The sequence below is a fragment of the Mesorhizobium sp. M1169 genome (assembly GCF_040318345.1).
Lineage (GTDB): Bacteria > Pseudomonadota > Alphaproteobacteria > Rhizobiales > Rhizobiaceae > Mesorhizobium.
Genome location: NZ_JAMYME010000045.1, coordinates 15,715 through 28,788, shown reverse-complemented (window position 1 = coordinate 28,788; position 13,074 = coordinate 15,715). Strand labels below are relative to the sequence as shown.

Genomic DNA, 13,074 nt, shown 5'->3' with positions numbered 1-13,074 from the left:
GAGGGCGCAGGGTGTTCGAACGTCACATTGCCGATTGGGACAACGCCTATGCCAACAGCGCCAACATAGCCGGCAGCGATCGCTGGCCGGCGGCCTGGATCGAGCCCGCGCGGGTTTTCCGCGACGTGCTTTCGACCGAGGGCAGGGCGCGGCTCGACATGGCCTATGGCGACAATCCACGCAACCGGCTCGATCTTTTCCTGCCGGCCATCAAGCCCAAGGGACTCGTGGTGTTCGTTCATGGCGGCTACTGGATGGAATTCGACAAGAATTTCTGGTCGCATCTTGCCGCTGGCCCTGTTGATCGCGGCTATGCGGTGGCGATGCCGTCCTACACGCTCTGTCCGCAGATACGCATTGGCGGCATCGTCAAGGAAGTCGGCGCGGCGATCGGCAAGGCGGCGGCGATCGTTGCAGGGCCGCTGATGCTGACCGGGCACTCGGCCGGCGGCCATCTTGTTAGCCGGATGGTTACGGCGACGACGCCGCTGGCGCCCGAAGTCGTCCGGCGCGTTCGTCATGTAGTGTCGATCTCGGGGGTGCACGATTTGCGCCCGATCATGCGCACCGGCATGAACGAGACGCTGGCGATCGATGAGGCCGAGGCGCAGGCCGAAAGCCCGGTGCTGCTGCGCCCGATGGACAAGGCCCGCCTGACCTGCTGGGCCGGCGGCGGCGAGCGCGCTGAATTCCTGCGTCAGAGCGCGTTGCTGGCCAACATCTGGATCGGCCTGGGTACCGCGACCAGCTCGGTGGTCGAGCCTGACCGGCATCATTTCAACATCATCGACGGTTTGGCCGATCCAGACCATCCGCTGACCCGGACCTTGATTTCGGAGTGAGGCAGGTTCAGCGTAGCATCAGTACGTCGCAGGGGGAGCCCGCCGCCGCGGCAGGCGCGAACGGCGCGCGAACGATCAGCCCGTCGGCATCGGCCAGCATTTTCAGCATCGAGGAGTCCTGGATGCCGAACGGCGTCGCCACGAGCGTACCGGCGTCATCAATGACAACAGCCCGCACATAATCTTGCCTGAGATCGTTGGCCGGCATGGCGGCACCGAGCCGTGCCCGACGTATATCCTGCTGAAAGGCGCGGCCGCCGAGCCGCGCCAGCAGCGGCTTCAGGAAGAGCTGAGTGCAGACCAGGCTTGCCACCGGATTGCCGGGCAGGCCGATGCAGCGAATGTCTCCCAGCCGCCCGAACATCAGTGGCTTGCCCGGCCGCATGGCGATCTTCCAGAAATCGAGCGTCATGCCTTGCCCGGTCAGCACCTCATGGACGAAGTCGTGGTCACCGACCGAGGCACCGCCCAGCGTGACGATGACGTTCGCGCCAGCCTTCACGGCCTTTTCAACCAGCGCAGCGATCGCCTCCCTGCGGTCCGGCGCGATGCCAAGGTCGAGCGCGCGCGCACCGACCGACTGTGCGGCAGCGGCGACACCATAGGCGTTGGAGGAGATGATCTGGTCGGGGCCAAGATCGCTGCCCGGCGGCAGTAATTCGTCGCCGGTGGCGATGATGGCGACCAGCGGCCGTTTGACCACGCGCACCTCGGGGTGATTGGCCGATGCCGCCAGCGACAAGGCCGCCGGGTCGAGCAGGCGGCCTTTGGGCAGCAGGACATCGCCCTTGGCGAAATCGAGCCCGAGGCGGCGGATGTTGCGCCCCTGCACCGTCCGTTCCGTCACTTCGACCCTGCCGCCACCGAGATCGCGGACGTTCTCCTGGATGACGATAGTGTCGGCGCCTTCGGGAAGCGGCGCGCCGGTAAAGATGCGCACGGCCTGCCGCTGCTGCACCGTTCCGGCAAAGCCGCGTCCGGCCGGCGCCATGCCGACCACCGAAAGCCTTGCCGGTACGGACGCGATATCGGCCGCCCGCACGGCATAGCCGTCCATGGCGGAGGCGTTGAACGGCGGCTGGGTGCGGAGCGCCACAACCGGCTCCGCCAGCACGCGGTCGGCGGCATCCAGCAGTGCGACGCGTTCGCCCGGCAGCGCTGCTGCGCCGTCCAGCAGGCGCTCGAGCGCCTCGGCAACTGGGACCAGCACCATTATCGGCCTGCCTCGGTGGCCCCGTCTCCGGTGATCTTGTAGTCGCCGGATTTGCCGCCGGTCTTTTCAACCAGCCTTATGCCGGAGATGACCATGGCGCGGTCGACCGCCTTGGCCATGTCGTAGATGGTCAGGCAAGCGACCGAGACGGCACTCAGAGCCTCCATCTCAACGCCGGTCTTACCGGTGACGCGGGTCAATGCTGTCACCTTCAGGCCGGGCAGCGCGGCGTCCGCCTCGATATCGACAGATATCCTGGTCAGCAGCAGCGGATGGCAAAGCGGGATCAGTTCATGCGTCTTCTTGGCCGCCATGATGCCGGCAATGCGCGCGGTGCCCAGCACGTCGCCCTTCTTGGCGTCGCCGGCGAGGATCATGTCCAGCGTCTCGGGCCGCATCGCGACAAAGCCTTCTGCGACTGCCGTGCGCACCGTCACAGCCTTGTCGCCGACATCGACCATGTTGGCTTCGCCCTGCGCGCCAAGATGGGTGAGGGTGGCCGCCATCCTCAAACGGCCTCTGCCGGCGCCTTGCCCGTCAACAGCAGGCGCGTTGCCGCGGCCACGTCCTGCTGGCGCATCAGGCTCTCGCCGACCAGGAAAGTCGCAATTCCGCTCTGCTCCAGCCGGCGGCAATCGTCGTGCGAAAAGATACCGCTCTCGCTGACCAGATGGCGGTCGGCCGGCACCATCGCTGCCAGCCGCTCCGAGGTCTGCAGGCTGGTTTCGAAGGTCCGGAGATTGCGGTTGTTGATACCGATCAGTCGCGACGACAGCTGCAGCGCGCGTTCCATTTCAGCCTCGTCATGCACTTCGACCAGCCCGTCCATGCCGAGCCCGAACGCTGTCGCTTCGAGTTCTCTTGCCAACGCGTCGTCGACGCTGGCCATGATGATCAGGATGGCATCGGCGCCCCATGCCCTGGCCTCGTAGACCTGATAGGGGTCGAACAGGAAATCCTTGCGCAGGGCAGGCAGCTCGACGGCAGCGCGCGCAGTGGTGAGGAATTCGGGCGCGCCTTGGAAGGAGGGTGCGTCGGTCAGCACCGAAAGGCAGGCGGCACCGCCCTTCGCATAGGCCCTGGCCAGCGCCGGCGGATCAAAATCGGCGCGGATCAGGCCTTTGGATGGGCTAGCCTTCTTGATTTCGGCAATCAGCGCGAACCTGCCGGATTTGCGCTTTGCTTCAAGGGCGGAAAGAAAGCCGCGCGGCGCGTCGGCATCCGTCGCCCGTGCCTTGATCTCGGCCAGCGGGACGCGCGCCTTGGCCGCCGTGATCTCGTCGCGCTTGTAAGCCTCGATCTTGCGCAGGATGTCGGACATGGTTTTAACCGTTCGAAATCTCGATCAGCCTGTCGAGCACTTTCAGCGCGCGGCCGCTGTCGATGGCCTGCGCCGCCGTTACCATGCCGTCGGCGAGGGTCGTCGCTTTGCCGGCCACCACCAGCCCGGCGCCGGCATTCATCAGCACCGTATCGCGAAAGGCGCCGGCGGCGCCGCCCAGCATGTCGCGCAGTGCCTGGGCGTTGTGGGCGGCGTCGCCGCCGCGCAACTCGTCCTTGGTGTGCCGCTTCAGTCCGACGGCTTCCGGGGTCAGCGTAAAGCTGCGGATCTCGCCGCCGGCCAATTCGGCGACAAGTGTCTCGCCGGTGGTGGTGATCTCGTCATAGCCGTCGCCATGGACGATCCAGGCATGGTCGGCACCAAGTTCCTTCAACGTTTCTGCCACCGGCATGATCCATTCGGGCAGGAACACGCCGACCATCTGCCGTCTGACACTCGCCGGATTGGAAAGCGGGCCCAGCAGGTTGAAGATGGTGCGGGTTCCGAGCTCGACCCGGGTCGGGCCGACATGCTTCATCGCCGGGTGATGCGCCGGCGCGAACATGAAGCCAACGCCGGCCTCGTGGATGCAGCGGCCGATCGTCTCCGGAGGGATGTCGATCTTGACGCCCAATGCGATCAGCACATCGGCGGCGCCGGTCAGCGAGGACAGCCCGCGATTGCCGTGCTTGGCGACGGGCACGCCGCTGCCGGCGATGACGAAAGCGGATGCGGTCGAAATGTTGACGCTGTGCGAATTGTCGCCGCCGGTGCCGACAATGTCGATGGCACCCTCGGGAGCTTCGACGCGCAGCATCTTGGCGCGCATGGTGGCGACGGCGCCGGCGATCTCGCTGACGGTCTCACCGCGCACGCGCAATGCCATCAGGAAGCCGCCGATCTGGCCGGGGGTAGCATCGCCGGACATGATGATGTCGAAGGCCTCGCGCGCCTCCTCGAAGGAAAGAGCGCTGCCGGCGGCGACCTTGGCGATGTGGATCTTCAGCGCGCTCATCTGGCCAGGGCTTGGGTTACGGCCGCCTGATCGATGCGGACGTCATATTGCGTCTGCAACTGCGCGACCAACTGGTCGAGCAGGTCGTCGGACATGCCGGAGGTGAAGGACTTCTGTGCGTCCTGGGGCACTGAGCTGGCATCGGCCCCGGCAGGCTCGAATACCTCGGCAACCTTGAACAGGATCTGTCCGTCGCCCGTGGGCGAGGGGATCAACCCGGTGCCGCCTTCGCCGACGCCGAACATCGCGGCGGCGCCTTCCTTGCCGAAATCGACGTCGTCCGCATCGCGCTTGACGCCGCGCTTGGTCTGCTTTTCGAGCTTGAGCTCACCGGCGATCACCTCGAGCGTGACGCCAGCCTTGAGACGCTTCTCGAGCTCCTGTGCTTTTGCGGTGAGCCGTTTGGTGGTCTCCGCCGCGGTCCAGTCGGCCACGACCTTCTGGCGGACTTCGTCCAATGTGCGGTCGCGGGCAGGCGTGATCGCGCTCACGTCGTAGAAGACGAAGCCGTTATCGGCGGTGGTGAGGCCTTCATTGTCGGTTCCGGGTTCGGATTCGAACACCGCCTTGATGAGTGCCGGCGATTCCGGCAGGTCTTTGACGATACTTCCATCCGGCCGTTGGCCGGTGCGGTCGATGGCATCGATGGTGACGACCTTCAGCTTCAATTTGGCGGCTGCCTCGGCGAGCGAACTGCCCGAGGCGCGGGTATCCTCGTAATTGTCGTGCACGTCCAGCAAGATGCGGCTTGCCTCGCCCAGTGCCAGGTCCTTGCGGATCTGCTCGGACACTTCGGCCAGCGGCTTCACCACTTCGGGCTTGATCTCGGTGACGCGCAGCAGAACGGGACCAAAGGCGCCCTGTACGACCGGGCTGACCTCATTGACGTTCAGTTTGAAGGCAGCATCGGCGACCGCCTTGTCGGCGATCTTGTCCTTGGCCAGCGTGCCGAGCAGCGTGTCTGCCGGCGTCTTGCCTTCGGCAGCGACGATCTTGTCGAAGGTCGCGCCGGTCCTGAGCGAATCGAGCGTCGCCTTTGCGGCATCAGGTGTCTTGAACACAAGCTGCTCGATGGTGCGCATCTCCGGCGTGGTGTAGCGCGCCTTGTTCTTATTGTAGTCGTCGCTGACCTGTTGGTCGGTCACCGCGCTCAAATCCATGATGTCCTCCGGTTCGAGCCTGACATAGGAGAACTTACGGTATTCGGGAGCGGCGTAGGTTTTCTTGTTTTCCTCGAAATAGGCCGAAAGCGCGCTGTCGGACGGCGCTTCTATCGGTTCGACCAGCGATTTCGGCAAGGTCAGGTAGTCGATGGTGCGATCTTCGCCGCGATAGAGCGCGACCGCCTTGAAGAATGTATCCGGGGCCTTGAGGCCGTCCGAAACCGCCTCGACGATCTGCTGGCGGACCGCGACCTGGGCGCGGTTCTTCAAATAGTCTTCCGGCCGCATGCCGACCTGCCGAAGCAGGTACTCGAAGGTTCTCCTGTCGAACGTTCCGGCAGGCCCTTTGAACGCCGGGTCTTCACGCGTCAGTTCGGCGAGCCGGTCCTTGGACAGGCCGAGGCCGAGCTTGCGGGCCTGCTCGTCGAGGACGGCACCCGACACGAGTTGCGCCAGCACCTGGTTGTCGATGCCGAGCGCCGTCGCTTGCTCACGGCTGATGCGCTGGCCGAATTGCTGCGACATGACGCTGAGCTGGCGATCGTAGGCGAGGCGGTATTCGTTGATCGAGACCTTGGTGCCTCCGGCCGTAATCACGGCGTCATGGCCGGCAAGACCGCCCATCAGCCGCCCCGAGATGCCCCAGATGGCGAAGCTCAACACCAACAATGACAGCAGCAGTTTCGCGACCCAGGTCCCCGCCGCGCTTCTCAACATACCAAGCATGAGTACTTCCGATTTTTGCGCATTTCGCATGCGCCGAGTCTGAAACAAGCGCAATAGCGCCCTTCCTGCCCACTGTCGATTGCTTTGTGGCCTGATTTTGATAGTGAGGGCCAGCTGGAAATTGCCCGGAGAAACAAATCCCATGACCACTGGAATCCGCCCGCTCGTCGCAGGCAATTGGAAAATGAACGGCACCAGCGCCTCGCTCAACGAGCTCAGGATGATCGGCAACGGCTTCATGAGTGGGCTAGACGCCGAGACCGAAGCGGTGGTCTGCGTGCCGGCGACCTTGCTTGCGCACGCCGCCGAGATTCTGTCGCGCACGCCGGTGCGGGCCGGCGGAGAGGATTGCCACACCGAGGAAAGCGGCGCCTATACCGGCTGCATTTCGGCCGAGATGCTGAAGGATGCAGGTGCCAGCCATGTCATCGTCGGCCATTCCGAATGCCGCGCCGATCGCAAGGAGGACGATGCCTTGGTCCAGGCCAAGGCCTCCGCCGCATGGCGCGCCGGGCTGGTGGCCATCATCTGCATTGGTGAGACAAGAGCCGAACGAGAAGCAGGAGCCACGCTCGACGTGCTGTCGCGCCAGGTCGCTGGCTCGGTCCCGCCAAACGCCACGGCTTCCAACACCGTCATTGCCTATGAGCCAATATGGGCGATTGGGACCGGCTTGACCCCGACCGCCGCCGACGTCGCCGAGGCACATGCGCATATCCGCGAAGAACTGGCACGGAAGCTCGGCAATACGGCGGCCAAGATGCGCATTCTCTACGGCGGCTCGGTCAAGCCGTCCAACGCCATCGAGTTGCTCGGCGTCAGGAATGTCGATGGCGCGCTGGTCGGCGGCGCCAGCCTAAAGGCGGCGGACTTCCTCGGCATCGCGGAAGCCTATCGAAACATCGCTTGATACAAGGGCTGGTTGCTGCATTTGAGCGGACGGCCGACGTCGAAATCGTTGCAAAGGACGCATTGCTTCCCATATTCCGGCCACGGGCTTGGAAATGCCGTCAAAGCATTGTATTGAGCCGCCTCCAAATCAGCGGCCGCACAAGGCCTTGCCAGGGTAAATTATGGAAACCGTACTGATCGTCGTCCACCTCATGGTCGTGCTCGCGCTTGTCGGCGTGGTGCTGCTGCAGCGCTCCGAAGGCGGCGGCCTCGGCATCGGCGGCGGATCGGGCTTCATGACCGCGCGTGGCGCCGCCAATGCGCTGACGCGGGCGACGGCGATCCTGGCTGCCGCTTTCTTCGTCACCTCGCTGACACTGTCGATCGTTGCGCGCTATGGCGAGAAGCCGATCGACATTCTCGATCGCGTGCCGGCGACCTCGGACGGAGCAGGCAAGGGCGTACTCAACCAATTGCCTGGAACCACGACGCCGACGCCGCCTTCAGGCACCACGGCGCCGACCCCGCCGTCCGGCAATGGCGCGGCAACGACGCCGCCGGCAACCGCTCCGGCGACGCCGCCAGCGACAAACGGCGCCGCCGCGCCGGCCACGCCGCAGGTCCCCAACCAGTAATAGGGCAACTTATGCCGCGATCTGTTGTCGTTTGAACACAGTCGCGGCAAATGCCGCACGATCATGAAGATTCGACTGCGCCTCACGCTTGAGGCGCTTCCGGCTAATCGATTATACGTTGCACGCGGCATTCTCGGCGTCCTTGGGGGGCGCCGGGCGACGCCGTGGGCAACAAGCATTGAACGATCGGATCTTCCCCATGCAGCTTCGCAGCTTCATTTTTGCCGGCCTTTGTGCCGTGCTCAGCCTAGGTGCGCCCGCTTTCGCGGCCATGCCGACGGCAAACTCGGCCCACAAAGCCGCAACAACAACCGACGTCGTCAAGGTCGCTGCCAAAAGCGATGCAGCGCAATTGAAGCTTCTCAAGAAGAAGAAAGATCCGACGCCGGACGACCTTGCGCAGATCCGCAAGATCGAAGCCAAGATCGCAGCCGACAAGGACGCCGCTCGCGCCAAGGCACTCGAAGCTAGGAAGCTGGCGATGCGCGAGGCGGCGAAAGGCAAAGCCGATGCGGAACGGCAGGCGTTCCTTGCCAAGAAGAGCCAGCCGCTCGCAACGGCCAAGGTGGCTGACGCCACGCCGGCCAAGAAGAAGACCGTCAACATCATCGAACCGATTACGCCCATTGCGCCGATCCAGTCGGCCGAGCCGATCCCGGCCGAGGCCATGAACGTTGCGCTGACCGGCAACAATGGCGAGTTGCGCAGCGAACCGGTCGGGCAGAAGCCGCAGAGCGTCGGGCTGTTCGCGGGACTGTTCGGCGGCACATCCTCTTCGTCGATGTCGCTGCTTCCGGAAACACGCGCGCTCGACGCCGCGCTCGAAAGGAAGCAGGCCAAGCGGCAGTTCAAGGTCAAGCCGGAATTCGTGCCGCAGGAGGTCGAATTCACCGGCTACAACCCCGGCACCATCGTCATCGATACCAGCGCCCGTCGTCTCTACCTCGTCGAATCATCGTCAACCGCCCGCCGTTATGCCATCGCGGTCGGCCGGGAAGGCCTGCAGTTCAAGGGTACGGTTGCCGTCGGCGACAAGCAGGAATGGCCGCGCTGGATTCCGACGCTGGATATGCAAAAGCGCGAACCCAAGCACTATGGCCAGTACAAGGACGGCATGCCCGGCGGCGGCGACAATCCGCTCGGTGCGCGCGCCATCTATCTTTACGACGGCAAGAAAGATACCCACCTGCGCATTCACGGCACCATCGCGCCGCAGTCAATCGGAACCAGCGCCTCCAATGGCTGCTTCCGTATGATCAACGAGCACGTCATGGACCTTTACCGCCGGGTGAAAGTAGGCACCAAAGTCGTCATCATCTGACGCTTTGACAGATCGTGCCAAAAGGGCCGGCCTCGCCGGCCCTTTTGTTTTGATACGCCAACGACCAGAGCGCCTTCTTGGGAAAAAGCCTTCGCGGCGGTTTTTTCTCTGGCGGAATCAATTCGGCCGCGTTAAGCGATGACTCCCATGGCGCGATATGTATTCATCACAGGCGGCGTGGTTTCCTCACTTGGAAAAGGCATTGCTGCAGCGGCCCTTGGGGCTCTCTTGCAGGCGCGGGGCTATCGCGCACGCATCAAAAAGCTCGATCCCTATCTCAATGTCGATCCCGGCACGATGTCGCCCTATCAGCACGGCGAAGTCTTCGTGACCGATGACGGGGCCGAGACCGATCTCGATCTTGGCCATTATGAGCGCTTCACCGGCCGCTCGGCCAACCAGCAGGACAACATCACCACCGGCCGCATCTATAAGAACATCATCGAGCGCGAGCGGCGCGGCGACTATCTCGGCGCTACCGTGCAGGTCATTCCGCACGTCACCGACGAGATCAAGAATTTCGTCCTCAACGGCAATGACGACTACGATTTCGTGCTGTGCGAGATCGGCGGCACCGTCGGCGACATCGAAGCGATGCCGTTCCTGGAGGCGATCCGCCAGCTCGGCAACGACCTGCCGCGCAACAACGCCGTCTACGTCCACCTGACCTTGATGCCTTACATTCCGACGGCAGGCGAACTGAAGACCAAGCCGACGCAGCATTCGGTCAAGGAGTTGCGCGGCATCGGCATTGCACCCGACATACTGCTGGTCCGCGCCGACCGGCCGATCCCCAAGGAAGAGCGCAGAAAGCTGTCGCTGTTCTGCAATGTCCGCGAAAGCGCCGTCATCCAGGCGCTCGACGTCCCGCATATCTACGACGTGCCGATGGCCTATCACAATGAAGGGCTGGATTCGGAAGTGCTGGCGGCCTTCGGCATCGATCCGGCGCCGAAGCCGCGCATGGAACGGTGGCAAGCGGTGTCCAACCGCATCCACAATCCAGAAGGCGAAGTGACCATTGCCGTCGTCGGCAAATATACCGGCCTCAAGGACGCCTACAAATCGCTGATCGAGGCGCTGTCGCATGGCGGCCTCGCCAACCGGGTCAAGGTCAAGCTCGACTGGATCGAAAGCGAGATATTCGAGAAGGAAGACCCGGCGCCGTGGCTGGAGAAGGTCCATGGCATTCTCGTCCCCGGCGGTTTTGGCGAGCGCGGCTCGGAGGGCAAGATCCTGGCGGCGAAGTTCGCGCGCGAACGCAAGGTGCCGTATTTCGGCATCTGCTTCGGCATGCAGATGGCCTGCATCGAGGCGGCGCGTTCGCTGGCCGGCGTCGAGCACGCATCATCGACCGAGTTCGGTCCAACCGAGGAGCCGGTTGTCGGCTTGATGACCGAATGGCTGAAGGGCAACATGCTGGAAAAGCGCAGGGAAACCGGCGACCTTGGTGGTACCATGCGGCTCGGTGCCTACCAGGCCGACCTCGCCAAGGGATCGAAGATCGCCGAGATCTATGGCGATACCCAGATTTCCGAACGCCATCGCCACCGCTACGAGGTCAATGTCGACTATAAGGAGCGGCTCGAGGATTGCGGCCTGGTGTTTGCCGGCATGTCGCCGGACGGCGTGCTACCGGAAACGGTCGAATATCCCGACCACCCCTGGTTCATCGGCGTGCAGTACCATCCCGAGTTGAAAAGCCGGCCGCTCGATCCGCACCCGCTGTTTGCCAGCTTCATCGAGGCGGCGGTAGAGCAGTCGCGGCTGGTCTAAACTAGCCGCCCATGCAAACTTACGTCGCGCTGCTCTACAGCATTGTCCTGGGCGAGGGGCGGCGGGTCGTCATGTCCGATCTGAAGGCGATGGCCGAGGGCCTGGGTCTGAATAACCCGCGCACACTGGTAGCGACCGGCAATCTGGTCTTCGAGGCGCAAGAAACAGAACTTGCGGCGTTGGAGCAGCGGCTGGAGGCGGCGTTCGCAAAGACTTTCGGCCGCCACGTCGACATCATCGTGCGCCGCGCCGACGGCTGGCTGAAGCTGGCGGCCGGCAATCCGTTCCCAGCCGAATCGGCTGAGGCCGCGGACCAGGTGGCGGTGCGCGTGATGCGGTCGCCTGTTCCCCCTGATGCGGTCGCTGCGCTGCGGGCCTATATCGGCAGGAATGAAAAGCTGCAGGCGGTGGGCGGCGACATCTGGATCGCCTTTTCGCGCGAGACGCCGAGTTCGCGGCTGCTTGCGGCGGTCAGTCACAAACGCCTGGGCATCGGCACCTCGCGCAACTGGAATACGGTGCGCCGCCTGGCCGAGATGGTCGCAGAATGAACGGGGCGGCTCGCGCCGCCCCGAATCGCTCAAGCTTTGGCTATCCTGGCTCCGGCACCGAGTGCCATCGTGCGCAGCATTGTAGTAGATAACGCCGGCAATTGCCACGCCGAAGAACCAGCCATAGACGCCCCACCATGACGGCAGCAGGCTGGTGAAGTTGGGCAGGATCGAGGAGAAGACCGCGCCGATACCGGCGGCGATGAAGGCGTTGACATGCCAGCCGCCCTGAAAGCGGAATTCGCCATTCTCCCTGTAGAGCGCATCGACGTCGACCTCGCCCTTCCGGATCAGATAGTAGTCGACCATCATCACGCCGAAGATCGGCCCCATCGTTGCGCCAATGATGTTGACGAAGGAGGCGGCACTGCCTTCCCAGGGCGCGAATGGATAGAGCACCAGCGCGATCAGCGCCGCGATGTAGCCGCCCTTCTTGAAGTCGATCTGGCGTGGAAAGACATTGGAGAAGTCGAAGGCCGGCGACACGAAGTTCGCCACCACATTAATGCCGAGCGTCGCCACCGCAAAGGTCAGGGCTGCGAGCGCCGCCAGGAACCAGCTGTCGAATTTCGCCGAAATCTGGTCGGGATGCAGCAGCACCTCGCCATAGACGTCGAAGGCGGCGATCGTCGTAACGCCGGCGACCAGCGAGAACAGGATAAGATTGACCGGCAGGCCCCAGATGTTGCCCTTGCGCAGCGATGCCTTGTCGGGGGCGTAGCGCGCGAAATCGCAGAAGTTGAGATAGAGCGCGGAGAAATAGGTCACCCAGATCGCGGCCACCGCAAACAGCGAGGTCCAGGAGCCCGGCGTGCCCGGCACGCCCGCGTCCTTTGTCTTTTCCAGCAGCACATCCATCGGGATGTCGCTGGTGAAAGCGAAGGTGCCTGCCTTGATGCAAAGATAGATCGCCAGGATCAGCATCATCACCCACACCGCCGGTCCGGCCCAATCCTGGAAGCGGCGCACCGTTTCCATGCCTTTCTGGATGATCAGGAGTTGCAGCGCCCAGATGACGGCGAAGCAGATCACCTCGAGCCCGGAATGGCCGAGGAAATGTGTGCTCTGGTTGAAGTCGGCGAACCATTGCGAGCGGATCAGCAGGGCTACGATCGCCCCGGAGGCGGCCGCCGTCTGCGCGCCGTACCAGAAGCAGGCGACGATGGCGCGCACCAGCGCCGGTATGTTGGCGCCCCAGATGCCGAAGGAGGCACGCGCCAGGACCGGGTAGGGCACCCCGGTCTTCACGCCGGCATAGCCGACCATGTTCATCAACGCATAGATGATCAGCGAACCGATACCGATGGCGATGATGAAGTTGACGAAGCCGCCGCAGAACAGGAACAGGCTGGCAGCGAGATAGTAGCCCCACAGGCTGTGGACGTCCGACGTCCAGACGTTGAAGATCGAGAACGGTCCCCAGTTTCGAACCTTCGCCGGAGCGAGATCCTCATTGTACAGGTCCGGTGATGCGCCTTGTATTGTCATTGCTATGTCCTCCCCTTGCAACCGCACGCGCCTCCACGCATGGCACGCAGGTTAAGCCTGACGCAGGGGAACCGGCAAGCAGACGATTTGCCGGCTTTGGGCTTAAAGTCATTCAATGAGAAACGCGCTTAT

11 protein-coding genes and 1 pseudogene are annotated in these 13,074 nt (G+C 63.6%); 6 read left to right on the top strand and 6 right to left on the bottom strand.

Annotated elements, in window-relative coordinates; translation table 11 throughout:
- Positions 1 to 11: 11 nt before the first annotated feature.
- Complete coding sequence (locus NKH41_RS28910; protein ID WP_352540558.1) at positions 12 to 842, top strand: hormone-sensitive lipase; 831 nt, start codon at positions 12 to 14, stop codon at positions 840 to 842.
- 7 nt (positions 843 to 849) lie between these two features.
- Here NKH41_RS28910 and NKH41_RS28905 read toward each other — a convergent pair whose 3' ends face one another.
- Genes NKH41_RS28905 through NKH41_RS28885 form a run of 5 tightly spaced genes read right to left on the bottom strand, consistent with a single transcriptional unit; the run spans position 850 to position 6,280 of the window.
- Positions 850 to 2,055, bottom strand: coding sequence for a molybdopterin molybdotransferase MoeA (locus NKH41_RS28905; RefSeq protein WP_352772198.1), 1,206 nt, complete (start codon positions 2,053 to 2,055; stop codon positions 850 to 852).
- On the bottom strand, positions 2,055 to 2,561 hold the full coding sequence (gene moaC, locus NKH41_RS28900) for a cyclic pyranopterin monophosphate synthase MoaC (RefSeq protein WP_352474267.1): 507 nt from the start codon (positions 2,559 to 2,561) through the stop codon (positions 2,055 to 2,057). The genes NKH41_RS28905 and moaC overlap by 1 nt, the downstream gene beginning before the upstream one ends.
- A gap of 2 nt (positions 2,562 to 2,563) precedes the next feature.
- Entirely contained in the window at positions 2,564 to 3,376 is an 813-nt protein-coding gene (gene trpC / locus NKH41_RS28895; protein ID WP_352772199.1) for an indole-3-glycerol phosphate synthase TrpC, read from the bottom strand.
- 4 nt (positions 3,377 to 3,380) lie between these two features.
- Positions 3,381 to 4,391 (bottom strand): anthranilate phosphoribosyltransferase, encoded by a 1,011-nt coding sequence (gene trpD, locus NKH41_RS28890; RefSeq protein WP_352616138.1) that lies wholly within the window; start codon positions 4,389 to 4,391, stop codon positions 3,381 to 3,383.
- A complete protein-coding gene (locus NKH41_RS28885; protein ID WP_352772201.1) occupies positions 4,388 to 6,280 on the bottom strand; it encodes a SurA N-terminal domain-containing protein in 1,893 nt (630 codons plus the stop codon). The genes trpD and NKH41_RS28885 overlap by 4 nt, the downstream gene beginning before the upstream one ends.
- A gap of 142 nt (positions 6,281 to 6,422) precedes the next feature.
- On the opposite strand from NKH41_RS28885, the gene tpiA reads away from it, so the two are divergent.
- The 5 genes from tpiA (at position 6,423) to NKH41_RS28860 (ending at position 11,454) form a co-directional block, all read left to right on the top strand.
- Positions 6,423 to 7,190: a triose-phosphate isomerase gene (gene tpiA / locus NKH41_RS28880; RefSeq protein ID WP_352613710.1), complete on the top strand. Its 768-nt coding sequence runs from the start codon at positions 6,423 to 6,425 to the stop codon at positions 7,188 to 7,190.
- 163 nt (positions 7,191 to 7,353) lie between these two features.
- Positions 7,354 to 7,806 carry a preprotein translocase subunit SecG gene (gene secG, locus NKH41_RS28875; RefSeq protein ID WP_352540554.1) on the top strand — a complete coding sequence of 151 codons (453 nt, stop codon included), beginning with the start codon at positions 7,354 to 7,356 and terminating at the stop codon, positions 7,804 to 7,806.
- A gap of 199 nt (positions 7,807 to 8,005) precedes the next feature.
- Positions 8,006 to 9,127, top strand: a complete 1,122-nt coding sequence (locus NKH41_RS28870) for a L,D-transpeptidase (RefSeq protein ID WP_352502401.1) — start codon at positions 8,006 to 8,008, stop codon at positions 9,125 to 9,127.
- A 147-nt stretch (positions 9,128 to 9,274) separates the two neighbouring features.
- On the top strand, positions 9,275 to 10,903 hold the full coding sequence (gene pyrG, locus NKH41_RS28865) for a CTP synthase (RefSeq protein WP_352448839.1): 1,629 nt from the start codon (positions 9,275 to 9,277) through the stop codon (positions 10,901 to 10,903).
- An 11-nt stretch (positions 10,904 to 10,914) separates the two neighbouring features.
- Positions 10,915 to 11,454, top strand: coding sequence for a DUF1697 domain-containing protein (locus NKH41_RS28860; RefSeq protein WP_352502402.1), 540 nt, complete (start codon positions 10,915 to 10,917; stop codon positions 11,452 to 11,454).
- A 29-nt stretch (positions 11,455 to 11,483) separates the two neighbouring features.
- Here NKH41_RS28860 and NKH41_RS28855 read toward each other — a convergent pair.
- Positions 11,484 to 12,942, bottom strand: a pseudogene (locus NKH41_RS28855) (NCS1 family nucleobase:cation symporter-1).
- Positions 12,943 to 13,074: the final 132 nt, after the last annotated feature.

Excerpts from the sequence above, each read along its gene's own strand:
- NKH41_RS28905 (WP_352772198.1), bottom strand. The coding sequence starts at position 2,055 with ATGGTGCTGGTCCCAGTTGCCGAGGCGCTCGAGCGCCTGCTGGACGGC.
- moaC (WP_352474267.1), bottom strand. The coding sequence starts at position 2,561 with ATGGCGGCCACCCTCACCCATCTTGGCGCGCAGGGCGAAGCCAACATG.
- trpC (WP_352772199.1), bottom strand. The coding sequence starts at position 3,376 with ATGTCCGACATCCTGCGCAAGATCGAGGCTTACAAGCGCGACGAGATC.
- trpD (WP_352616138.1), bottom strand. The coding sequence starts at position 4,391 with ATGAGCGCGCTGAAGATCCACATCGCCAAGGTCGCCGCCGGCAGCGCT.
- NKH41_RS28885 (WP_352772201.1), bottom strand. The coding sequence starts at position 6,280 with ATGCTTGGTATGTTGAGAAGCGCGGCGGGGACCTGGGTCGCGAAACTG.
- tpiA (WP_352613710.1), top strand. The coding sequence starts at position 6,423 with ATGACCACTGGAATCCGCCCGCTCGTCGCAGGCAATTGGAAAATGAAC.
- secG (WP_352540554.1), top strand. The coding sequence starts at position 7,354 with ATGGAAACCGTACTGATCGTCGTCCACCTCATGGTCGTGCTCGCGCTT.
- NKH41_RS28870 (WP_352502401.1), top strand. The coding sequence starts at position 8,006 with ATGCAGCTTCGCAGCTTCATTTTTGCCGGCCTTTGTGCCGTGCTCAGC.
- pyrG (WP_352448839.1), top strand. The coding sequence starts at position 9,275 with ATGGCGCGATATGTATTCATCACAGGCGGCGTGGTTTCCTCACTTGGA.
- NKH41_RS28860 (WP_352502402.1), top strand. The coding sequence starts at position 10,915 with ATGCAAACTTACGTCGCGCTGCTCTACAGCATTGTCCTGGGCGAGGGG.